24 protein-coding genes are annotated in these 20,616 nt (G+C 54.0%); 6 read left to right on the forward strand and 18 right to left on the reverse strand.

The annotated features are described in order from the left end of the window. Positions 1-32: 32 nt before the first annotated feature. The 3 genes from N5923_RS01310 to N5923_RS01320 are packed head-to-tail and all read right to left on the reverse strand — an operon-like array spanning position 33 to position 1,726. Positions 33-680, reverse strand: a complete 648-nt coding sequence (locus tag N5923_RS01310) for a DUF799 domain-containing protein (protein ID WP_267141469.1) — start codon at positions 678-680, stop codon at positions 33-35. After that, positions 680-1,033 carry a DUF4810 domain-containing protein gene (locus tag N5923_RS01315; RefSeq protein WP_267141470.1) on the reverse strand — a complete coding sequence of 118 codons (354 nt, stop codon included), beginning with the start codon at positions 1,031-1,033 and terminating at the stop codon, positions 680-682. Before N5923_RS01315 ends, N5923_RS01310 begins: the two co-directional genes overlap by 1 nt. 15 nt (positions 1,034-1,048) lie before the next feature. After that, complete coding sequence (locus N5923_RS01320) at positions 1,049-1,726, reverse strand: CsgG/HfaB family protein (RefSeq protein WP_267141471.1); 678 nt, start codon at positions 1,724-1,726, stop codon at positions 1,049-1,051. A gap of 311 nt (positions 1,727-2,037) precedes the next feature. Here N5923_RS01320 and N5923_RS01325 point away from each other — a divergent pair, with 311 nt between their 5' ends. Then, positions 2,038-2,475, forward strand: coding sequence for a cell envelope integrity TolA C-terminal domain-containing protein (locus N5923_RS01325; RefSeq protein WP_267141472.1), 438 nt, complete (start codon positions 2,038-2,040; stop codon positions 2,473-2,475). On the opposite strand, the gene qhpR is transcribed toward N5923_RS01325, so the two are convergent. Further along, positions 2,472-3,539, reverse strand: a complete 1,068-nt coding sequence (qhpR, locus tag N5923_RS01330; protein WP_407704360.1) for an AraC-like transcriptional regulator QhpR — start codon at positions 3,537-3,539, stop codon at positions 2,472-2,474. The two genes, N5923_RS01325 and qhpR, sit on opposite strands and share 4 nt — an antisense overlap. A 155-nt stretch (positions 3,540-3,694) precedes the next feature. Further along, entirely contained in the window at positions 3,695-4,699 is a 1,005-nt protein-coding gene (locus N5923_RS01335; protein WP_267141474.1) for a phosphotransferase enzyme family protein, read from the reverse strand. Between the two features lie 269 nt (positions 4,700-4,968). Here N5923_RS01335 and eat point away from each other — a divergent pair, with 269 nt between their 5' ends. Then, complete coding sequence (gene eat, locus N5923_RS01340; RefSeq protein ID WP_267141492.1) at positions 4,969-6,336, forward strand: ethanolamine permease; 1,368 nt, start codon at positions 4,969-4,971, stop codon at positions 6,334-6,336. 43 nt (positions 6,337-6,379) lie between these two features. Here eat and mak read toward each other — a convergent pair whose 3' ends face one another. Continuing rightward, the gene (mak, locus tag N5923_RS01345) at positions 6,380-7,285 is read right to left on the reverse strand and encodes a fructokinase (protein WP_267141475.1); all 906 of its coding nucleotides are present in this window, start codon (positions 7,283-7,285) and stop codon (positions 6,380-6,382) included. A gap of 146 nt (positions 7,286-7,431) precedes the next feature. Between mak and rdgC the strand changes: the two genes are divergently transcribed. Continuing rightward, entirely contained in the window at positions 7,432-8,343 is a 912-nt protein-coding gene (gene rdgC / locus N5923_RS01350) for a recombination-associated protein RdgC (RefSeq protein ID WP_267141476.1), read from the forward strand. Between the two features lie 309 nt (positions 8,344-8,652). Next, positions 8,653-9,180, forward strand: a complete 528-nt coding sequence (locus tag N5923_RS01355) for a MarR family winged helix-turn-helix transcriptional regulator (RefSeq protein WP_267141477.1) — start codon at positions 8,653-8,655, stop codon at positions 9,178-9,180. A 39-nt stretch (positions 9,181-9,219) separates the two neighbouring features. Here N5923_RS01355 and ppnP read toward each other — a convergent pair whose 3' ends face one another. The 7 genes from ppnP to aroL form a co-directional block, all read right to left on the reverse strand. Beyond that, positions 9,220-9,504 (reverse strand): pyrimidine/purine nucleoside phosphorylase, encoded by a 285-nt coding sequence (gene ppnP, locus N5923_RS01360; protein ID WP_267141478.1) that lies wholly within the window; start codon positions 9,502-9,504, stop codon positions 9,220-9,222. Positions 9,505-9,609: 105 nt separating this feature from the next. Further along, positions 9,610-10,287 carry an AroM family protein gene (locus N5923_RS01365; protein ID WP_267141479.1) on the reverse strand — a complete coding sequence of 226 codons (678 nt, stop codon included), beginning with the start codon at positions 10,285-10,287 and terminating at the stop codon, positions 9,610-9,612. A gap of 2 nt (positions 10,288-10,289) precedes the next feature. Further along, positions 10,290-11,219, reverse strand: a complete 930-nt coding sequence (locus N5923_RS01370; protein ID WP_267141480.1) for a DUF1177 domain-containing protein — start codon at positions 11,217-11,219, stop codon at positions 10,290-10,292. Between the two features lie 15 nt (positions 11,220-11,234). Then, a complete protein-coding gene (locus N5923_RS01375) occupies positions 11,235-12,794 on the reverse strand; it encodes an OPT/YSL family transporter (RefSeq protein ID WP_267141481.1) in 1,560 nt (519 codons plus the stop codon). Positions 12,795-12,996: 202 nt separating this feature from the next. Then, the gene (locus N5923_RS01380; RefSeq protein WP_267141482.1) at positions 12,997-13,782 is read right to left on the reverse strand and encodes an IclR family transcriptional regulator; all 786 of its coding nucleotides are present in this window, start codon (positions 13,780-13,782) and stop codon (positions 12,997-12,999) included. A 278-nt stretch (positions 13,783-14,060) separates the two neighbouring features. Further along, positions 14,061-14,252 carry a YaiA family protein gene (locus N5923_RS01385; RefSeq protein WP_267141483.1) on the reverse strand — a complete coding sequence of 64 codons (192 nt, stop codon included), beginning with the start codon at positions 14,250-14,252 and terminating at the stop codon, positions 14,061-14,063. A 132-nt stretch (positions 14,253-14,384) separates the two neighbouring features. After that, positions 14,385-14,909 (reverse strand): shikimate kinase AroL, encoded by a 525-nt coding sequence (gene aroL / locus N5923_RS01390; RefSeq protein ID WP_267141484.1) that lies wholly within the window; start codon positions 14,907-14,909, stop codon positions 14,385-14,387. Between the two features lie 298 nt (positions 14,910-15,207). Between aroL and N5923_RS01395 the strand changes: the two genes are divergently transcribed. After that, on the forward strand, positions 15,208-15,906 hold the full coding sequence (locus N5923_RS01395) for a DUF2076 domain-containing protein (protein WP_267141485.1): 699 nt from the start codon (positions 15,208-15,210) through the stop codon (positions 15,904-15,906). Positions 15,907-16,024: 118 nt separating this feature from the next. Here N5923_RS01395 and N5923_RS01400 read toward each other — a convergent pair whose 3' ends face one another. Next, positions 16,025-16,468: a YaiI/YqxD family protein gene (locus N5923_RS01400; RefSeq protein WP_267141486.1), complete on the reverse strand. Its 444-nt coding sequence runs from the start codon at positions 16,466-16,468 to the stop codon at positions 16,025-16,027. 179 nt (positions 16,469-16,647) lie between these two features. Here N5923_RS01400 and proC point away from each other — a divergent pair, with 179 nt between their 5' ends. Continuing rightward, complete coding sequence (gene proC, locus N5923_RS01405; RefSeq protein WP_267141487.1) at positions 16,648-17,463, forward strand: pyrroline-5-carboxylate reductase; 816 nt, start codon at positions 16,648-16,650, stop codon at positions 17,461-17,463. A 40-nt stretch (positions 17,464-17,503) separates the two neighbouring features. Here proC and N5923_RS01410 read toward each other — a convergent pair whose 3' ends face one another. The 4 genes from N5923_RS01410 to N5923_RS01425 form a co-directional block, all read right to left on the reverse strand. Next, complete coding sequence (locus tag N5923_RS01410) at positions 17,504-19,027, reverse strand: FAD-dependent oxidoreductase (protein WP_267141488.1); 1,524 nt, start codon at positions 19,025-19,027, stop codon at positions 17,504-17,506. 255 nt (positions 19,028-19,282) lie between these two features. After that, entirely contained in the window at positions 19,283-19,585 is a 303-nt protein-coding gene (locus tag N5923_RS01415) for a PsiF family protein (protein ID WP_267141489.1), read from the reverse strand. Positions 19,586-19,773: 188 nt separating this feature from the next. Next, positions 19,774-20,034: an anti-adapter protein IraP gene (gene iraP / locus N5923_RS01420; protein ID WP_267141490.1), complete on the reverse strand. Its 261-nt coding sequence runs from the start codon at positions 20,032-20,034 to the stop codon at positions 19,774-19,776. 280 nt (positions 20,035-20,314) lie between these two features. Then, a complete protein-coding gene (locus N5923_RS01425; RefSeq protein ID WP_267145187.1) occupies positions 20,315-20,488 on the reverse strand; it encodes a hypothetical protein in 174 nt (57 codons plus the stop codon). Positions 20,489-20,616 lie beyond the last annotated feature (128 nt).

A 20,616-nucleotide genomic window follows, 5' to 3' on the forward strand; every position in this document is an offset into this window, starting at 1 on the left:
ACCCTGGGGGCGCCGCAATGGCGCCCGTGATATCAGATTTTCGCGGCTTTTGCGCGCGGCCCGGCAAGAATGCCGCCATTAGTATTGGCAGTCAGTAAGCGATTGCTGGTGACAACCGCAACATCATGCGCGCCATCACCAACATTATTGGCAATCTGTTTTACCGCCGCACTGACCAGCATCCCCACCAGTCCCTGATTACCATTATTTTGCTCGTTATTCGTCGCGGTGGCCAGGCCACTCCAGATCTGCTTACCGCTGCGCAGATCGACCAGTCTGGCCGTTGCGCTCACCCGCGTTACGCTGTCGATAACAATATATTTGGTGCCGTAATCGGTGATATCGATATACAGCGCCGCATCGGCGTTAAAGATGCTGCGCAGTTTTTCTGCACTGACGCTGCGAATATCGGTGGCGTTGGTTAAACCATTCTGCTGAAAAGTCTCTTCCACCACCGCCACCGGGAACACATAGTAGCCCGACTCGGCCAGCGGCTGTGTCACCAGCGAGGCGAAACTGTGCGCCGCATTGATATCCGTAGAGTGATTTTCCGCAGGCAGCACCAGAATCGAAGCCGGTTTACTGGCGCGGAAAGCAGAATAATCGTACGGCGTTTTTTTCGCACAGCCGGTCAGGGTGATGGCGGCCAGCACGGCGACGAGGGTAAATATTTTTTTCATTATTTTGCTCCCTGCTTATTACGCATCAGGAAATCCATATAGTGAGAAGACTCAGGAAAAGCGGCTTTCTCCGCGCTAAACTGGCTGAAGGCCAGATCAGGATGACCGGTATTGACATATAACAGACCGAGCTGGGCACGCAGTCCTGGAGCAACCGGTTTATTTTTGGCATTCGCCTGCTGAATAACCGCATTCAGCGTCGCAATCTCTTTTTCCGGCGCCGCGCTATGTTTGTAATAGCTATATAACGACGGCTGATATTCGCCCCAGTAATAGATATTTGCGCTTTTTTCAGCACAGGCGGTTAACAGCAAAGCGGTAGCCGCTGTCAGGGTAGTTTTCAGAACGCGCATATTATTCTCCGTTTATTATTTAACCGCACGCCAGGCGCCGGATTCAATTCCGCTGACCAGATGATTCACCGCTTCGCGAACCGCCAGATCCATCACTTTGCCATTAAGCGTGGAGTCATAACTGGCAGTGCCGCCAAAACCAATCACTTCGCGATTAGAGAGTGCATACTCACCGGCGCCCTGCACTGAATACACGACTTCAGAGGTGGCGACGTCGACAATATTCAGATTGACCTTCGCATAAGCGACCTGCGTTTTACCGCGACCCAGAATGCCCCATAGCTGCTGGTCGCCAACTTCTTTACGGCCAAACTCAGTGATATCGCCAGTCACCACATAATCGGCGCCTTTGATTGACTGCACGCTGCGCTTGTAGCCGGCTTCCGCTTTCAGTTCGTCGAGGTTCGCGCGATCCAGTACGTTAAAACGCCCGGTCTGCTGCAGATGGGTGATCAGAATGGTTTTTGACTGGTTGCCGAGATGATCGACACCATCAGAGAAGATGCCATTCATATAAGCGGAGCGATTATCAAATTTCCCCACGGCAATCGGGCTTTTTACCCCCTGATATACCGGCTGACTGGCGGCGGTAACCTGAGGCGCTTCGATGGTGCGTGAAGATTCGGTGGCGCAACCGCTGAGCACTGCGCAGCTGATTAACGTCAACGTAACAAGGCGATAATAGGTTTTCATTTCTGTTCCATGAATAAATTAAAAAAACCAGCACCGCACGATTAATAACTCAGCAAAACCTGTTTTATAAAAGCCAGAGTCAGCAATAAAACAACTTGGTTTATTAGTGATAATTAAATTAACCAATAATTTATATACGTGACTAACTTATCTGCTTTATTTGCTCTTCCACCGATAAATGGCGGCCGCTGCAAGGCAGCAGAGGAATTATCTGTAAATGGTCTGGCAGTGCTGGAATAACCTGTCAGCAGAACGCTAACCTTGTAAGCTATCGGCTGACATTAAAAAATCTTTAGCTATTTGGGTATAAAATGACATCAGCGAAACAGCGAACAGCGATGATGGCGGGCGGCATAGCCGGAGTGGCACTGATGCTGGCGGGGTGTCAGTCGGCAAATCATAGCAGGCAGGCGACTCCCTCAGCGCCTGACGCCCGTGAAGTGCAGGCCTGGGTGGAAAAACAGTGCGTTAAGCCGTCAGAAGATATGTCACAGCAAGATTGCCGCTATTTTTCGCAGATACAGTACCGGATCCAGCGCAATTTCTACGATGCTGAGCAGTTTGCCGGTCGCGAATGTACGCTGACGATTATCTGGGAACCCCAGGGCCGTTATAACGTATTAAGCGCTGTCGGCGATGAGGAGTTGTGCAAAACGGCGTGGGGCGTGGTCAGCAGCGCCGATAATCTGCCGCCGCCGCCGGATAAACTCGCCAAAAAGTTTTTAATCAGGCTGCGGCCTGGGAGTTAACCGGCCAGTTCATCCTGACGCCACTGGCGCGGGCTGATACCGAACCAGCGGCGGAAGGCGCGCGAAAAGGCGCTGACTTCCGAATATCCCAGCAGCAGCGCCATTTCCGAAATCGGCAGCTGTTTTTGTTGCAGATAGTGAGTGGCCATTTCACAGCGCACTTTATCCACCAGCGCGGTAAAACTCAGCCCTTCATCGCGCAACCGACGCTGCAACGACCAGCTCGACAGTCCCATTTTTTCCGCCACTTCATCCAGTACCGGCTCGCCCTGTAACAGCGCCAGATGCACCTGCGATCGCGCCTGATCAACAATATTCTGCTGCGGCGCGCTACAGTTAAGCCGGCGGATCGCATCCTGCATTACGGTAAGCAGGATCGGATCGCTGTCCGGCATCGCCCGCGCCAGATCGCGTTTCGGGATCACCAGCGAATTAAACGGCTGATCAAAGTAGACCGGCGCATCAAACACTTTACAGTGCTCATGCCACTGTTCCGGGCGTGGATGTTCAAAATGCACTTCACGCGGTGACCAGCTTTTGCCGGTGACATGACGGATCAGATTCATAATCATCCCCAGCGTCAGCTCAGCATCCTGACGACGACAGAGAATCGCGCCATGCCTGACCTGATAGTCAAAGCGCCAGCATTCGCCTCTGTCCACCAGCCGTGTCAGGGTGTCGTGCTGATGAAAGGGAAACGCATTGACCACATTCTGTAGCGCCTGCTCAAGATTCGCCGAGCAGAGGCCGACATAACCAATCAGACCTAATGACTGCGGTTTAAACTGCTTGCCGTAGTGCAAACCGAAGTTATCAAACCCGGACGATCGCGCCGCTTCTTCCAGCACCCGACAGTAGTTGATCAGCCCGAGACTCAGGGTCGGACTGGCCAGCAGTTCAGGATCGATGCCGCTGACGCCGAAAATACGATCGACATCGCCGCCCTTATCACAGATAAAATCCCCCAATCCACTGGCTGCGGCGGCCAGTACACCGCGGTTGCTGGCAAACCCGGCGGCCAGCACGCCAGCCATCTCGGGTTGTCTGGTTATGACATTTTCCATCATCGCCTCGCCTTGCGCTGCAAAATGTAGAGTTATGCTGATACAGCAGCAAGTTTCATACCAATCACAGTAGCGAGGATAATCAGCAGGTTAGCTGAGAGAAATCATCGGCCGGGCACCGCCAATGCGCATCCCTGCCCGATGATAGTGCAGATTCAGGCGCCGACCGGCAGCTGTGTGGTGTCCAGATAGCGGCGGCACAGACGCACTGAATGATCGGCCCATTGCGGCCCGAGGCTTTGCGCCATTTCCGTCTCGGCATGGGAACCGGCCCATGCCAGCAGCTGAATACGCCGCTGCATCAGCAGAGTCGGCACCAGCGCCATATCGGCATCGGAAATATGCGCCACCTGCTCGTAGCCGTGAATCCAGTGATCCACCCACTCGGCGGCACGTGGATGGTGTTCCACAAAGCTGATGGCGGCGGCAAGATCGTGCAAGTACCAGCCGAAACCGCAGTCGTCAAAGTCGATCACCCGCGTTTCACCCTTGTGCAGCAGCAGATTGGTCAGGCGCAGATCGGCATGGATCAGACCGTAACGATCGGCCCCTTTGCCATACTCTGCCAGCTCATCGCCAATCCGCGTAATCGCCTGCTCAACAATGGCGCGATCGGCGGTTTGCAGATTCGGTGCGTCCTGCCAGTGCCCCCAATGGCTGTCGGGACTGACCATGGTGTGGTGATCCCAGATAATGCGCTGAAAACCTGCCGGTCGCTGCCACTGTCGGCTGTGCTGATGCAGACGAGCGGTGATATGGCCCAGCTGGCGGAAGGCGCGTGGATCAACATCGGTGGTTGGCATTTCGCCTTCGATCCAGTGAAACAGTACCACATAACGCTCGCCGCCATCCGGCAGCGTCAGCGTCTGCACCGCTTCGCCCTGACGGTTTAGCACCGCTTGCGGCACCACAACACCGGTATCACGCAAGGCATTCAGCCAGTGCAGCTCACTTTCGATATCCGCTTTCTGATGGTAATCACCGCGATGCAGGCGCAGAGCGTAGCGCTGGCCGTTAGCCACCAGCAGAAAAGTGGCGTTTTCAGATCGACACAGCAGGCTCAGTTCGCCCTGCAGCGCCGCCGGGTATTGTGCGAGGGCAGCGTGCGCCAGCGCGGTCAGCGCAGTGTTATCAAGGGTGTCATATTGTTTGGCACTCATAAGTCAGGCTCCGTGGATAACAAAAGTGTTACCAGCATGTGATGCCTGACATCCGTTCGGCTTGACCGCAGACGACCCAATGTTGACCGCAGCGTACAGCGGGCGCTTTTCCTGCCTCTGAGTTGACTATAGATGACAAAACTTAGTGCGCCAGCGTCAAGTTTTCCCGGCCGCGGCGGCGTCATTATCAAACCCTGTTGGCAAGCGAAAACCGGGGCGAGGCGCTGACCTCGAAATAACAAGATAATAGCGGGGAGTGTAATATGACAGTGACAAGTAAGCTCAAGCCCACTCTGGGCACGATACATCTGTGGGGCATAGCGGTAGGTCTGGTCATTTCCGGCGAGTATTTCGGCTGGAGCTACGGCTGGGGCGTAGCTGGCACTCTGGGGTTTCTGCTCACCACCGCACTGATCGCCACCATGTACACCTGCTTTATCTTCAGCTTTACCGAACTGACTACCGCCATTCCGCATGCTGGCGGACCTTTTGCTTACAGCCGTCGCGCCTTTGGCGAAACCGGTGGCCTGATTGCCGGCATGGCAACGCTGATTGAATTTGTCTTTGCCCCACCGGCGATTGCGATGGCGATTGGCGCCTATCTTAATGTGCAGTTCCCGGAGCTGAATCCGAAATATGCCGCCGTTGGCGCCTATATCGTGTTTATGACGCTTAATATTCTCGGCGTAAAACTGGCGGCGATGTTTGAACTCTGCGTCACAGTGCTGGCGGTAGGTGAGCTGCTGGTGTTTATGGGGGTGGTGGCGCCGGGCTTTAGTATGGCTAATTTTGTCGCCAACGGCTGGTCTGGCGGCGACAGCTTCGGTATGCCTGCGGTATCCGGCATCTTTGCCGCAATTCCGTTTGCTATCTGGTTCTTCCTGGCGATTGAGGGCGCGGCGATGGCCGCCGAAGAGGCGAAAGATCCAAAGCGCACCATTCCGAAAGCCTATATCAGCGGTATTCTGACGCTGGTGGTGCTGGCGATTGGCGTGATGCTGCTGGCGGGCGGCGCGGGCGACTGGCGCACCCTGTCGAATATCAACGATCCGCTGCCGCAGGCGATGAAAATGATTGTCGGCGAAAACTCTGGCTGGATGCATATGCTGGTGTGGATTGGCCTGTTCGGTCTGGTAGCCAGCTTCCACGGCATTATTCTCGGTTATTCACGTCAGTTCTTTGCCCTGTCGCGCGCCGGTTATCTGCCACCCGCGCTGGCAAAACTCTCCCGCTTCCAGACGCCGCACCGCGCGATTATTGCCGGTGGTCTGATTGGCATCGCGGCGATTTTTAGTGACAGCTGGATTAATCTGCAGGGGATGACGCTGACCGCGGCGATGATCACCATGGCGGTATTCGGCGCTATCGTGATGTATCTGATGAGTATGCTGAGCCTGTTCCGTCTGCGTCGTACCGAGCCGCAGATGGCGCGCAGCTTCCGTGCGCCAGGCTATCCAGTTGTACCGGCGATTGCACTGGTGCTGGCGGTAGTCTGTCTGATTGCGATGCTGTGGTTTAACCCCTTAATTGGCGGGATCTTTATCGCGATGATGGCGGCCGGTTATATTTACTTCCTGATGACCAAAACCCAGCGCAGCAATGCGCCAGCGGATGCGATGCTGTCCGGCGTCGAGTAAGGGTTACAGCCCTCTCCTGCTGACGGGAGAGGGCCAGTTTATGCTACAGCGGCCAGAGCCAGGCCGCACCACGCACGCCGCTGGAGTCACCATGCCGCGCCTGCAACACCGGGGTTTCACACTCACCACCAAACACCCAGTTTTTCAGCAACAGCGGTACCGTCTGATACAGCCGCGCAACATTGCTCATCCCGCCGCCCATCACAATCACATCCGGATCGAGAATATTAATCACCTGCCCCAGCGATTTTGCCAGCCGCTGCTCATAGCGACTCATTGCCAGTTCAGCGACAGGATCCTGCTGCTCCAGTAACTGAATAATCTCTGCCCCTTTGCGTGACTGACCGCTGAGGCGCTGATAATCGGTGGCGAAACCGGTGCCGGAAATAAAGGTCTCAATACAGCCCGCTTTACCACAGTAACAGGGCACTTCCAGACGGTAACGCAGTTCATCTTCATCCATCCACGGCAGCGGATTATGGCCCCACTCACCCGCATTACCGTTGCCGCCGATATGCGCCTGACCATTTAACGCCACGCCAGCGCCGCAGCCGGTGCCGATAATCACCGCAAACACCGTCGCTTTGCCCGCCGCCGCGCCATCTACCGCTTCGGACACCGCCAGGCAGTTAGCATCATTGGCCACCCGCACTTCGCGCTGGAGTCGTGCCGCAAGATCTTTATCCAGCGGCTGACCGTTCAGCCAGGTGGAGTTCGCATTTTTTACCTTGCCGCTATACGGTGACAGCGTGCCCGGAATACCGATGCCCACACTGCCCTGTTGCGCGGTCTTTTCTTCTGCAAGGGTCACCAGTCCGACAATGGCGTCGACGGTCTTCTGATAGTCGTCACGCGGCGTGGACACGCGGTGACGAAACAGCTCTTCGCCCTGGTTGGATAACGCAATCACCTCAATTTTGGTGCCGCCTAAATCGATACCTATACGCACGTTTTTGTCCTCATTATGCGACGCAGAGACAGTTACATTAGAAGGGCGCAGCTTGAAAGGCAATGAAACCGCGGCGATGTTTCGCTATCATGCGCGCTGACTTTAAGACTTGCGCGCCAGATCGCGCCCCGGCGAAGGAAAACACCATGTTGTGGTTTAAAAATTTGATGGTTTATCGTCTGAATCGTGACATTCCGCTGTCGACGGACGATATGGAAAAACAACTCGAAGCATTTTCCTTTAGTCCCTGCGGCAGTCAGGATATGGCAAAAACCGGTTGGGTTTCGCCAATGGGTTCGCGCAGCGATGCCCTGACCCACGTAAATAATGGCCAGATCCTGATTTGTGCGCGTAAAGAAGAGAAGATCCTGCCATCGCCGGTGATTAAACAGGCGCTGGAAGCGAAAATCGATAAGCTGGAAAGCGAACAGCAGCGCAAACTAAAAAAGACCGAAAAAGACTCGCTGAAAGATGAAGTGCTGCACAGCCTGCTGCCGCGCGCCTTCAGCCGTTTCAGCCAGACCTTTTTGTGGATTGATACAGTTAACAACCTGATTATGGTCGACTGCGCCAGCGCCAAAAAAGCCGAAGATACGCTGGCGTTGCTGCGCAAAAGCATGGGCTCACTGCCGGTGGTGCCGCTGACGCTGGAAAGCCCGATCGAACTGACGCTGACTGAATGGGTGCGTTCAGGCGATGTCCCGGCCGGTTTTGCGCTGATGGATGAAGCCGAGCTGAAAGCGCTGCTTGAAGATGGCGGCGTGATCCGTTGTAAGAAGCAGGATCTGGTGTGTGACGAGATCGCTAACCATATTGAAGCGGGCAAACTGGTTACCAAACTGGCGCTCGACTGGCAGGAACGTATTCAGCTACTGCTGTCCGACGATGGCTCACTGAAACGCCTGAAGTTTGCCGACACCCTGCGTGAGCAGAACGACGATATTGACCGCGAAGACTTCGCCCTGCGCTTCGACGCTGACTTTATTCTGATGACCAGCGAATTGACCGCTCTGGTCAGTAATCTGGTGGAAGCTCTGGGTGGTGAAGCTCAGCGTTAATCATCCCGGGCGGCGAGAACGCCGCCTCTACATAAGCCTGTGAATTTCTGTAGGGTGGCGTTCTCGCCGCCCATGCCGATGATATGCACCATGGCGAGGCCGAAACGCGTTTAACCCTCCTCAGGGCAGCATTATCAGCTCCCGTTCAAATGGCGGGCACATTGCCCCGACCCAGATTTAAAAACTGCATATTAACGCACTAAGTTGCGCTTCCGATCACGGGCGACATCACGCCTGGCGAGTTATCCTGACCTTAGAAATCTGTTACATCGTTGTTAATTACCTCGATATCAAGGTAGCGGAGCGCGTATGACTAGTCGCAAATCTGATACGGTTGATGTAATTCTGCAACAGTGGCGACGGGAAAGGCCTGATATTGACACCAGTCCGATGGGGCCGATTGGCCGTCTGAAACGATGCAATATGCTGCTGGAGCCGAAGATTGAAGCGGCCTTCACCCCTTTTGGCCTGACGCGCTGGCAGTTCGATATGCTGGCCACCCTGCGCCGCTCCGGTGCGCCTTTTAATCTGTCGCCCACCGCACTATTTTCCACCCTGATGATTACCTCCGGCACCATGACGCATCGCCTGAAATTACTGGAAGCCAGCGAGCTGATTGAGAGACTGCCCAATGCCGATGATGCCCGCAGTATGCTGGTGCAGCTGACGGAAAAAGGCTTATCGCTGATTAATCGCGTAGTGGAAGTGCATGTGATTAACGAGAAAAAACTGCTGGCGTTAATTCCGGAGAACACCCTGGCGGAGCTGGATAATGCGCTGTCGCAACTGATGGTGGCGCTGGAGGAGAATCCGGCGGTTAACGGCAAAAAAACGTAGAAGGGTAAGGCTGGCCGGGGATCTCCGGCCAGTGACAGTTTACAGGTAGCGGCACAGATAGGAGGTCGGTTCGGCAACCTGCAGATGGAACTCGCTGTGCTCAGGAACGTTAAATACCGCCCCCGCCTGATAGAGTTTCCACTCGGTTTCACCTGGCAACAGAACTTTCAGTGAACCACTTACCACTGTCATCTCTTCTGCCTGGGCAGTGCCAAAGTTGTATTCACCTTCCACCATCACGCCAACGCTCGCGCGTCCGGTGCTGGCACTGGTGAAACCAATGGATTTCACTTTTCCGTCAAAGTACTCACTAACGTTGAGCATGCAACTTCCTCGAAACCTAAAAATATGTGAAAAGTCAGTGTAGAGGTTTGTTTAACGCTCTGTCACGCAAAATTGCTACGCAATGTCGCACGCCTCACGCCCTGATTACACCAGCAGTTCAGCAGCCAGTTTCGCCACCAGCACATTCGACAACAGCACCGGAATTTCCAGCAATTTCTGCAGGAAATCACGGTGATACTGGTGATAGCCAATACAGTCCAGCACTACCACATCCGCCCCCTGCTCCTTCAGCGACAACGCCGCTGCGCTGAGGGTGTCATCATCGCTGAGATAAGGACTGGCGACGGCAAAACATGGCACTTTGCTGAGGTGGCGCCATTTACTCGCCTGCTCACGAATCTGTTCCTGCACCGGCACCACAATCCCCACCTGATGGCTGTCGACAATCGATTTAATCAGCGGTGGAATAATGCGATCCGGCTCCAGCAGCAGCGCGTTACTGGCGCGCAGCTGGCCGAACTCACCGGTGCAGAGCAGCAGGATAATCTGGTACCCCTGCTCCTCCAGCGCCAGAATCTTGCTCTGCAGGCCGATCTCAACTTTAGCCGCCGACAGACGCGCCTGTGAACCATCCTGCAAACGCGAAACCAGGATCTTTTCATCAGCTTGCGGCGCAAACTGCTGCTCAACCTCGGCGGCCGTCAGCCCGTCGAGTAATCCGGCATGAGCAATCTGTTCTTCCGGCATATGTTCCAGCAGCAGCGGCAGTATGTCACTACGTGGAGACTGACCAATGGTAAGCGTAACCAGTGTCTGCTTCATGATTATTTCCGCGCGCGAAGATGCCCCAGAGAGCCGTACATTGCCACCAGACGCGCATACTCTTCTGCGTCATAGAACTGGCAGGTACCGCGCCCAAACTCTTTTGCCACTTCTACGGCGAATTTCGCCGTCAGCGCAATATCCACTTCATGGCTTGCACCAGTACCACAGCCTGGCACCACTGATTCAGCACAGATTGCCACGCCTACTACCGGCACATCGGTAGCGGTTGAAGGCTGTAAGATACTGTTCAGATGGTAGATACCGTTGCCGTATGGCGTGATGTCCTGGGTGGTAATCGGGAAAGTCACCGCCGGACGGCCGCTGGTCATCTCCATAATGCGCAGCAGATCTTCTGAAACGCGCAGGATATAGCCCTCTTTCACCGTTGGTGACAGCGCGTAACCTTTGTGATTCAGAATGCGATTTCCCTTGGTAGTATCAATGGAAAGAATAGCATCTGCCTCAGCAATCGCTTCATTGCTGCTCATCGACAGATCGTCGATTGGCGAGTCCATAAAATCGACCGGCTCATGCGGACGGGTTGGCGCATCGGGACAGATATGGGTAGTGATAATCACATCGCCCGCCAGCGGATCGCCTTTGCGCTGCATCTCTGCCAGCTTCAGGGCGCTGGCGACCGCCGCCACTGCGCCATCCGCATCGGAAACCAGACCAATACGCGTCGGACGCGCGCCAATACCGCCGAGACGACCAATAATGCCAAGGGTGGCCGCCTTACCGCCGTTCAGTTTGCCATCGCTACCGTGGATCTCGATACGCACGAAATCGGTGCCGCCTTTCTCGCCATCCACCCGATGGGTGGTGGCTTTCACACCGGCATAACCGGCAAACAGATCGACGATATCCTGACCACTGACCCTGGCGTGGTCCATTAACTCAAAAACCTGCAAAGTTTGTTGCAAACTCATTGTTGAATCCTCGTTTTATTTTTTAGCGCCACTGGCAAAGATCGAGTGGAAGAAGCTGTACAGTGCGTCACCGGCAATAAATCCGGCGGCCATCACTTCCATTGGCGTACGGCCACGCTCGCCCCAGACGCGGCTGATAATCAGACGCAGTACGATACCGGCAATAATTGCCCAACCAGCGGCGGCGTTATTAATCAGCAGGCCGGTTGCCAGCAACACGCCCAGCTGGCGTTTTGGTCCGCCAATTAACTGAATAATCGCCCCCGGAATCGCCCAAATCAGCAGGCTCATGGCAATCCCCGGCTCCGCACCGGCCTGAATGGTTTTGGCATATACCCGCGCCACTGGCGGCAGTAAATCCTGTGCGAAATAGCTGTAATGCGCGTACCACACCACCGGAATCGCCACCACAAAGGCAATCAGTGCGGCAATCAGCTGAATCCGTCGTCCCCACAGCTCTTCCTGCAGATTTTTACCATGACCGCGCAGCACAAAACCGGCTTTCAGATCGTAACCCATATCGGCGAAAGCCGGGCCGGTCGCGGCGGTAAAACCGGTTAACACGCAGAGCGCCAGCGGCGGGAAGCCAATCAGAATACCGATAATCAGCGTAATCAACGCCACGGCAAACGCCGGGAACCAGCCGGAGTGCATCGCGGCAATCCCGACAATCAGCTCATGCACAAAGGCGGCAAACGCGGCATAGACGATAAACAGCAGCAGCATCGGCAGTGACATCTCACTCCATAAACCGGCGGCCAGCGCCAGCAGCGCAGCAATCAGCACATAACCTACCGATCCCAGTCCCAGCGCCTTACGCACTTCGCTGTCCGGGCTGGAGTAGCCGCTGTTATCGGTTTTCTTACTGCGGATCACCTGCACCACCTGAATCAGCGCCACCAGACCCGCGCCAACCATCACGCCATGCGGAATATAGTTAGCATTAATATCGATGCCAGCAATCGGCTCAGAATAAGCACGCAGCAGCAGACCAATACCGAACATACTCAGCGCCCAGATATTGCCGATAAACGCTGTACCAAACGCCGCCATCGGGATTTTCAGCATCGAACCCGCAACGCCGCCGACTATCCCCACCACCAGCAGCCACGCCTGTTTACCACCCTTATCACCGGCTTTAATCGCTTCTGCGGCGGCAACGCCTGGCGGCCATGCATTGCTGGCCGGGAACACGCGCGTATCAAACAGACGATAGAGTAAATACGCATCCAGCAGCATCGCCGCCGAGACACCGACAAACATCGGCAGCACCAGCTGCGGTTGCCCCATCACCCACGGCACCGCGATCGGCATTAACAGGCTATTCGCCGCGCCAAAGGTGGCGGAAGAGATAGCGGTTTGCGCCAGGTTTTGCGTATGCACGGAGCGGTAACGCTGGAAGGCTTTCATTGGCATACGCGCTAATAACATTGCCAGCAGCGCGCCAATAATTGAGGTATTAGGTGTTACACCCAGTGTCGTTAATAATTGCACGCCAATAATAGCGCCGAGAACTGAAAGGAGAATCAGCATCACGACGATGCCAATATCCTTTAATGGATTATCCTGCCGCATAGTTTCCTCGTTGAATTACCCTGTCTGTCGGTTTATTTCATTATTATCGGATTGGTAAATAAGGTTAATTCCCCCTCAGGAACGTTGAGAGGAGAATTACCCGAGTCAGTCTCTGCGGACTTTGCTTACGTTGTTATATTGAAAATAAAGCCTGGTGCTGGCTTTTACTGCACTTTGCTTTCCCTGGTGAGGCGCAAAGTACTCACTGACGACCCGGATATTTTTGCAGCCATACCAGATCGCCAAATTTTTCGGCCAGTTGATGCGCAGTGGTCATCAACGCGGTTAAAACCAGTGGTGAATAACGCTGCTGGCCTTCCGTCGAAGGAAAAGAGAGGCAAACGCCAATCGTTTCATCACGATGTTTATTGCTGACCGCCGTTGCCAGCGAACTGATACCCTGCAGTGTTTCGTTACGGGCCAGCGCCCATCCCTGCTGCCGCACTTGCGCCAGCGCCGCCAGTAACTCATCCAGCGTTTGCGGTGAGTTTGGCGAGCTGACCTGCCAGGTATCCTGATACAGCGCACGAATATAGTCGTCGCTGTGACGCGCCAGAATCGCGCGTCCTACCGAGGTTTCCGCCGCCGGAGAACGGCTGCCCGCAGGCGTGACCACCTGAATAAACTGCCGGCAGTGGAACATGCGCATCACAATAATTTCGCGCCCATCCAGCACCGAGATATAGCCGGTGGCATTGGACTCTGTCGCCAGTCGCGCCATCAGGGGCGAAGCACTGTCGACCAGCGGCGTTGACAGATAGCTGCTGGCTACCGATAGCAATACGCGGCCAATATGGAAACAGCGCGTATCAGGATCACGCTCCAGCAGTCCCTGTGACTCCATGGTCGCCAGCAGCCGTGAAACGGTGCTTTTTGGCAGCCCCAGAGATTCGACCACATCGCTGAATGACAATCCCGGCTGACCTTGCATCACGCCGTAACGGGTAAAAAGTTTTAATACCGCAGCGGCATTTTCCAGGGTGGTCATAAAGATGTTCCGATATATGGAACTAAGTTCCTGTTTGATCTGCATTGAAACTAAGACCGATGTCTTTGCCCGTCAAGTTCTCATTTATCACGATGGGTATTTAGCGCAGCACAATATGCGGGGTAAAACTGAATGAGGGGACAATACACTGCTGTGAAAAGAAAAATATGCGGAGATCGCCAAAGGGGGAAAAAATCCCCCGAAGAATATGCTAAATATTATTTCATTGTCTGGCGGGTAATAAGCAAAAGTTAATCATCTGAGAAAAAGTGTTTTATCTACTCTTTCTCAACATCCTCATAGCGCTGCTTCGCATCCAGCGCTTCCTGTTCGGTTTGATGCTCACTAATCAGCGTATTTTCATGAGGGTGATCGGCGCGCAGCTGATACCAGGTGACGGTCTTGTCTGCCGTGCCCTTCTCAACCGCTTCGATACGCGCTTCGCGTGGATATGGAGGTCTTGTCGCCATAATATGTTCCCTCTTATTGTGGATGATAATGTGATATCCAGAGGTTAAGTATAGACAATGCAGGGGATTTTTCCGTAACACTGCATGAGCGGCGTTCTCACCGCTCGTGTCCGGGATTGGCGCAGGGGAAATTTAGCTGGCGCGGGCCAGTGACAGGGTTTGCAACAGCGTCTGCACCACTTGCTCAGGGGTCTGCATCGCATTGATCACATGATGTGCGGCCTGCTGATAGAGTCTGTCGCGCTGGGCCAGCACTTCCACCATCTCATCGGCAATCGGACGCCCGGTCAGCGTGGGTCGCTGATCCTCTTCAGGATAGGCTTCAAGACGCGAGGCCAGCACCTCGGGGTCGGCTTTCAGATAAACCACCCGGCCATGTTCGCGCATAAAGCGACGGTTCTCTTCCGCCAGCACCATCCCGCCGCCGGTAGCGATCACCGTTGAGGGCGCAGTCACCGCCATCAGCGCTTGTGTTTCACGGCGACGAAAGCCTTCCCATCCTTCAGCCGCCACAATTTCGGCAACGGTCTGTTGCGTCGTCTGTTGCAGGAAATAATCGGTATCGCTGAACGCATAGGCCAGCGCCTGGGAAAGCGCGAGTCCAACGGTAGTTTTGCCGCATCCGCGGGCGCCGATCAGATAGATGGGTAACGACATAAATGGCACATCCTCAGCCGCATTATTGGGGGCAACATACTCACCAACATGGGATTAAAACAGGTCAACTTTGCGTCGCATCATACCGTCAATTTTTTCGCTGAGCCAGACGTTACGTCATTTTTGCAGCCAGACGCACAAAGATCCTGGCTAACCAGCTGATTTACCGGCGTAATTTGATGCACATTTTGTGCATTGCCGCCGTTTTTGGTACTGGCAACATCTCCTTACCCGATGCCGATTTACTTTCCCGATACGATTGCCACAATTAGCCTGTCCCTGTTTACGGAGGTTTACCATGCAGAACGAAGAACAACAATTGATTGAGAGTCTGTTTAGCCGACTGAAGCAGGCCGAATCGCAGTCCGCACCGCGCGATGCGGCGGCGGAAAAACTGATCGCCAGCCAGCTGCAGCAACAACCTGCCGCCCCCTATTATATGGCGCAGGCGATTCTGATTCAGGAAGCGGCAATGAAAAAGCTTAATGAGCGAGTCAGCGAGCTGGAGAGTCGCCTGACGCAGGCGCAACAGCAGCAACCACAACAGAGCAGCGGCGGTTTTCTGTCCGGCCTGTTTGGCGGCGGTAGCCGTCCTGCACAACCGCAACAGCCTGCGCAATCCGCCTGGAACAGCGCGCCTGCGCAACAACAGCAGCAACCGGCGTACAACGCCCCGGCAGCAGGTGCGGCGCGCGGTACCGGTTTTCTCGGTGGCGCGTTGCAGACTGCGGTCGGCGTCGCCGGTGGGGTAGTGATGGCGGATATGCTGACCAGCATGTTCCATCACTCGCAGCCGGAAGAGATTGTGAATATTATCAACGAACCGGCGACGCCGGAGGCGGTCGATACCAGCCTCGACACCTTTAATCAGGGTAGTCAGGATCAGTTTTTGAATCATGATGCCAGTCTGCCGCAGGATAACGCCAATGATTACAGCGATTTCGGCAGCGACGGTTTTGATGATAATGATTTCGGCGATGATGATAGTTTTGTCTGATGCGAAAGCGATATGCATGGGCGGCGAGAACGTCGCCCTATAATTTCTCATTTAATTCAATATGTTGCAGGGAATCTGTTTTCGGCTCCCGTGGTCACGCAGGCGACCGTGATAATGTTTACCCGCGTACTATCCACTTATCCAGTTCATTGGCGAACTGCTGGCGATCTTTCTGGCTCAGCGCGCTCGGGCCGCCGGTCTGAATGCCACTGGAACGCATGGTATCCATAAAGTCACGCATCGTCAGACGTTCACGAATGGTGGCATTGCTGTAGCGCTCACCGCGTGGATTAAGCGCTATCGCCCCTTTCTCCATCACTTCCGCCGCCAGCGGAATATCCGCAGTCACCACCAGATCGCCCTTCTCTGCACGACGGACAATTTCATTGTCAGCGACATCAAAACCGGCAGGAACCTGCAGCGTACGTAAAAAACGCGATGGCGGAACATTCAGTGGCTGATTGGCCACAAAGGTAATCTCGACCTGTGCACGATCGGCGGCGCGATACAGCACCTCTTTAATCACTTTTGGACACGCATCGGCATCCACCCAGATTGGCATAACATTTCCTGTCAGGATTGGGGAACGATGGAGATCTTGCCGTTCTTTTCGAGAATGGCAAATTTTATCTGTGTTTATCTTGCCGGCTAACTCTGTTTTAAGCGTAGCTGAAGCTGGATTAAGGTGGAGAATGTCGTAAGCTGGTCGGCAGTGAATACAGAACGCATTAAGGAAATAAGATGCTGGAGAAAAAGATAGGTTTTATCGGCTGCGGGAATATGTCTAAAGCCATTATTGGTGGTCTGGTGGCCGGTGGACTGCTTAAACCTGAAAATATCTGGGTATTTGATCATAAACCCGCGACCAATCAGGCGATGCAACAACAGTATGGCATCACCCCGGCGCAAAGCGCGGAAGAGGTGGCGAAACAGGCTGATATTCTGTTTGCTGCGGTTAAGCCAAACGTCATCCTGAAAGTGCTGAAAGAGGTGGCCAGCAGCCTGCATAAAGAGACGCTGGTGGTATCGATCGCCGCTGGCGTCACCCTCGATTCACTGGCGATGGCGCTGGGCCATGACCGCAAAATTGTACGCGTGATGCCGAACACTCCGGCGCTGGTGAATGAGGGTATGACTTCAGTGACGCCTAACGCGCTGGTCACGCAGCAAGAGACCGATGAAGTGGTGGCGATTTTCAACAGCTTCGGCAAAGCTGCCGTGGTTGATGAATATCTGATTCACGCGGTGGTTGGCGTCAGCGGATCTGCACCGGCCTACGTGTTTATGTTTATTGAAGCGATGGCCGATGCGGCAGTGCTCGGCGGTATGCCGCGCGCGCAGGCATATCAGTTTGCCGCGCAGGCGGTAAAAGGCTCGGCGCAGATGGTGCTGGAAACCGGCAAGCATCCTGGCGAACTGAAAGATATGGTCTGCTCGCCGGGCGGCACCACCATTGAAGCGGTTAAGGTTCTGGAAGAGAAAGGTTTCCGTGCGGCGGTGATCGAAGCAATGCGCCAGTGTATGGCGAAGTCGGAAGCACTGAGCAAAAAGTCCTGATTACAGCGGGCGGGAAATGCCTCTCCCGCCCCGTATGCCGTTACTGATACTGCTCTGCGAGGCTGATGGCCTGCTCAACCGTCATCGGCTGCTGCATCCGCTTGATCAGCTCTGCGGTCAGGGTGTACATACCGCACGAAGCCACAGCGACCAGTTTTCCCTGCTGACCATAGAACGCGATAAACGTTTTCTCCGCTAACGAGCCAATCAGTTCAAACTGATCCCATTCGCTGGCATGACCCAGATATTCATAGCGCGTACCAAAATGTGCGGTCCAGAAAAACGGTACCCGATCAAACGCCTCCGCCGCTCCCAGCATATTCTTCGCCGCCACGCGCCCCTGCTGGTGCGCTACGCGATAGTGTTCAATACGTAACTCGCCATCTGCGGTTGGGTAAGTCGCAATATCCCCTACTGCCCAGATATTATTACCCACCTGCAATTCGGCATCGGTGTGCAGACTGCCATCATCCAGCAGAGCAATATCATGAATAAAACCGGTCGCGGGCGCGATCCCGGTGGCAAACAGCACTACATCGGCTGGCACCACTTCGCCACTTTTCAGCTGGACACCACTGACATGCTGCTCACCCTGTAGCGCCGCCACTTCGCCCTCCACAAAACGCACACCATTCTCTTCATGCAACTGACGGAAAAACGTGGCGATCTGCTCGCCAAATTGCGCTTTAAACGGCAGCGGCTGGCGGGCGATCACCTGCACATCAATTTTCTTCGCGCGTAGCGCCGAAGCCAGTTCCATGCCGATAAAACTGTTGCCGATAATCACCAGCTTCTGCTGACTGTCGACCTCTTTAAGCAGCGTATCGGCCTGCTCAATGCTGCGTAACAGATGAACGCCAAACAGCGCCTTACCGCTAATATCCGGGCGCTGTGGCACCCCGCCGCTGGCGATCAGTAATTTATCAAAGTGCAGTGTCGAACCATCGGCAAAATAGAGTTGCTGCTCACGACTATCGAGCCGCTCCACATCGCCATACACACGATTGACCTGTTGCAGGAACGCCTTATCCAGCATTGAGGGCACTTCGCTGATTTTCATATTGCCGGAAGGAACAAACTTACTTAATGCGGTGCGGTCATAAGGGGCTTCTGGCTCGCGATCCACCAGAATCAGCTTGCCGTTAAATCCTTCATCACGCAGCGTCCACGCCGCCGCGCTTCCTGCCGCTCCGCTGCCGAGGATAACAAATACCGGCGTTTTATCGCCGCCCTGGTGAGGTTTAGTCGTTGTCAGCGGTTCAGGATCCACCTGCACCATGCCATTTTCAATGCGTAAGGCATATCGCTGCAGATGGCTTAGCGCCAGCGGCTCTGCCAGCGAGCCATCACTCAGATTGAATACTGCTTTATGCCACGGGCAAATCAGCTGGTCGTCACAAATCGCTCCCTGCTCCAGCGGAGCGCCTGCATGCGGGCAGCTCGCCTGGTAAGCATTAACGGATTCCCCGTTACGGATCAGCAAAACATCAGTGTCACCCACCGGGGCTTTTACCGGCTTCATCTGCGGCAGATCCTGCAGGACCATAACATTTTGATAGCTCACGACAGCGCTCCTTATTCAGCATAATGGCCAGACGCGGTGATACCCACATCTTTTATATGAATATTATCAAGCCTGGCAGGAACGGAGCGGGGGAAAAGACAAAACGGCAAAATAACCAGTAACATGATGTTTTAACTGTAAATTAAAGTTTGAGGAAATATTAACCGTCGCGAAATGGCGGCCCGGGGCGGGAAATTCTCCGTGACGTAAATCAGGCTGAGAACCAATGCGTGGATCCGCAGATCCACGTGATCTTTAACTTTTTTTCAGGCAATTGCTCATAAAGGTTTTACGCTCATCACCTTTCAGCGTCTTCTCTCCCGCCTGAGAATTACAGGTTTTCATCTTTACCTGTTGCGGCGTCATCTCACTTATTTTGCTGTCTTTGCGCAAGCACTCGCTCATAAAGTTTTTGCGCGCGTCACCTTTCAGCGTCTGGCTACTGGCATGCTGATTACAGTTGGCCATTTTTTGCTGTTGCGGGGTTTTCTCCGCAGCAGCGGCATAGCCGACGGTCATCAGGCTGGCGACCGTTAATATCAATACCTGCACCTTCATATTCGATCCTTATTTCAATTCACGAAGAGGCCACACTAATGCTTTAAACAGCATTAATGCTAAGTCTGGCAGGTATTCTGTTTTCGGCGACAAATAAAAAACAAATTTATAGCTGGATCTCATTATTACTTTAAGTGAGTAATCATGTTAACAGAGGGTAAACGTTTACACTGACCTGGCAGAAAAGTTTAATAACGTGGATAAGTAAGAAGTCGCTGGATATACCCCTGTAATAAGGAAGCATCTTCCGGGGCGGTGGCTGCATCATCTGCCGCTTTGCGCATCGCAACCTCAATGCCGGCATTCAGTTCCAACCGCTGTGATTCCTCCATCTTACGCAGCATGGCGGTGACCACAATTTCTAAGGCTTCAACCTGAGCGGTTAACTCTTTTGCTTCTTCTTCTTTGGCAGCGAGCTTTAACAATAATTCAGCAATGAGGTTTTTCATGCGAATGTCTCGAATGTCTCAGCAGGTTAAAGCAAGAAGTTAACATTGAGATAATTAAAATGGTAGCGCTTTTTAGCGACTATTTTGGTGTATTAAGAAGCACATGCAGCAGCTGACATCGTCGAAACGTTTCTCTGCCAATAATGATTACCTTCCCGATTCACAGATAAACAAAATACAATGCCGGTAAATGTAATCCTGAGAGAATTTTTTATTGAATGGTCAAAATAATACTCCCCCTCACAGGCCTTAATCATCCAGCGAGGGGGAGTTTTGTGACTTACTGTGGGCCACCCATAAAACCACCGCGTGGGCCGCCACCGCCGCCCCATCCGCCGCCGCCGCCGCCGTGTCCCCCACCACCGCCGCCGCCTGGTCCCCACATCGGGAAGAGACAACCACTCAATGCTGTTACCAGCGCCACAATTGTGACTACCTTAATAATACGACTCATAACCAGAACCTCAGTGTGACGATTTCGCGCCGAGTGTATGCCGGGGAATATCGCCCGACAATGCGGAATACTCTGCATAAGGCTGCTTTTTACCGCAGGTAACCACGCTTAACACTTTCCTGTCAGAA

Origin of the sequence: Winslowiella arboricola, from assembly GCF_025527015.1 — a bacterium.
GTDB lineage: Bacteria > Pseudomonadota > Gammaproteobacteria > Enterobacterales > Enterobacteriaceae > Erwinia > Erwinia arboricola.

Coding starts and splice junctions, on each gene's coding strand:
- N5923_RS01310 (WP_267141469.1), bottom strand. CDS start 680: ATGAAAAAAATATTTACCCTCGTCGCCGTGCTGGCCGCCATCACCCTG.
- N5923_RS01325 (WP_267141472.1), top strand. CDS start 2,038: ATGACATCAGCGAAACAGCGAACAGCGATGATGGCGGGCGGCATAGCC.
- N5923_RS01355 (WP_267141477.1), top strand. CDS start 8,653: ATGACTAGTCGCAAATCTGATACGGTTGATGTAATTCTGCAACAGTGG.
- N5923_RS01425 (WP_267145187.1), bottom strand. CDS start 20,488: ATGAGTCGTATTATTAAGGTAGTCACAATTGTGGCGCTGGTAACAGCA.
- N5923_RS01385 (WP_267141483.1), bottom strand. CDS start 14,252: ATGGCGACAAGACCTCCATATCCACGCGAAGCGCGTATCGAAGCGGTT.
- N5923_RS01365 (WP_267141479.1), bottom strand. CDS start 10,287: ATGAAGCAGACACTGGTTACGCTTACCATTGGTCAGTCTCCACGTAGT.
- proC (WP_267141487.1), top strand. CDS start 16,648: ATGCTGGAGAAAAAGATAGGTTTTATCGGCTGCGGGAATATGTCTAAA.
- N5923_RS01400 (WP_267141486.1), bottom strand. CDS start 16,468: ATGCCAATCTGGGTGGATGCCGATGCGTGTCCAAAAGTGATTAAAGAG.
- iraP (WP_267141490.1), bottom strand. CDS start 20,034: ATGAAAAACCTCATTGCTGAATTATTGTTAAAGCTCGCTGCCAAAGAA.
- rdgC (WP_267141476.1), top strand. CDS start 7,432: ATGTTGTGGTTTAAAAATTTGATGGTTTATCGTCTGAATCGTGACATT.
- N5923_RS01320 (WP_267141471.1), bottom strand. CDS start 1,726: ATGAAAACCTATTATCGCCTTGTTACGTTGACGTTAATCAGCTGCGCA.
- N5923_RS01335 (WP_267141474.1), bottom strand. CDS start 4,699: ATGAGTGCCAAACAATATGACACCCTTGATAACACTGCGCTGACCGCG.
- aroL (WP_267141484.1), bottom strand. CDS start 14,909: ATGTCGTTACCCATCTATCTGATCGGCGCCCGCGGATGCGGCAAAACT.
- N5923_RS01315 (WP_267141470.1), bottom strand. CDS start 1,033: ATGCGCGTTCTGAAAACTACCCTGACAGCGGCTACCGCTTTGCTGTTA.
- N5923_RS01370 (WP_267141480.1), bottom strand. CDS start 11,219: ATGAGTTTGCAACAAACTTTGCAGGTTTTTGAGTTAATGGACCACGCC.
- qhpR (WP_407704360.1), bottom strand. CDS start 3,539: ATGGAAAATGTCATAACCAGACAACCCGAGATGGCTGGCGTGCTGGCC.
- N5923_RS01380 (WP_267141482.1), bottom strand. CDS start 13,782: ATGACCACCCTGGAAAATGCCGCTGCGGTATTAAAACTTTTTACCCGT.
- N5923_RS01395 (WP_267141485.1), top strand. CDS start 15,208: ATGCAGAACGAAGAACAACAATTGATTGAGAGTCTGTTTAGCCGACTG.
- N5923_RS01375 (WP_267141481.1), bottom strand. CDS start 12,794: ATGCGGCAGGATAATCCATTAAAGGATATTGGCATCGTCGTGATGCTG.
- N5923_RS01415 (WP_267141489.1), bottom strand. CDS start 19,585: ATGAAGGTGCAGGTATTGATATTAACGGTCGCCAGCCTGATGACCGTC.
- ppnP (WP_267141478.1), bottom strand. CDS start 9,504: ATGCTCAACGTTAGTGAGTACTTTGACGGAAAAGTGAAATCCATTGGT.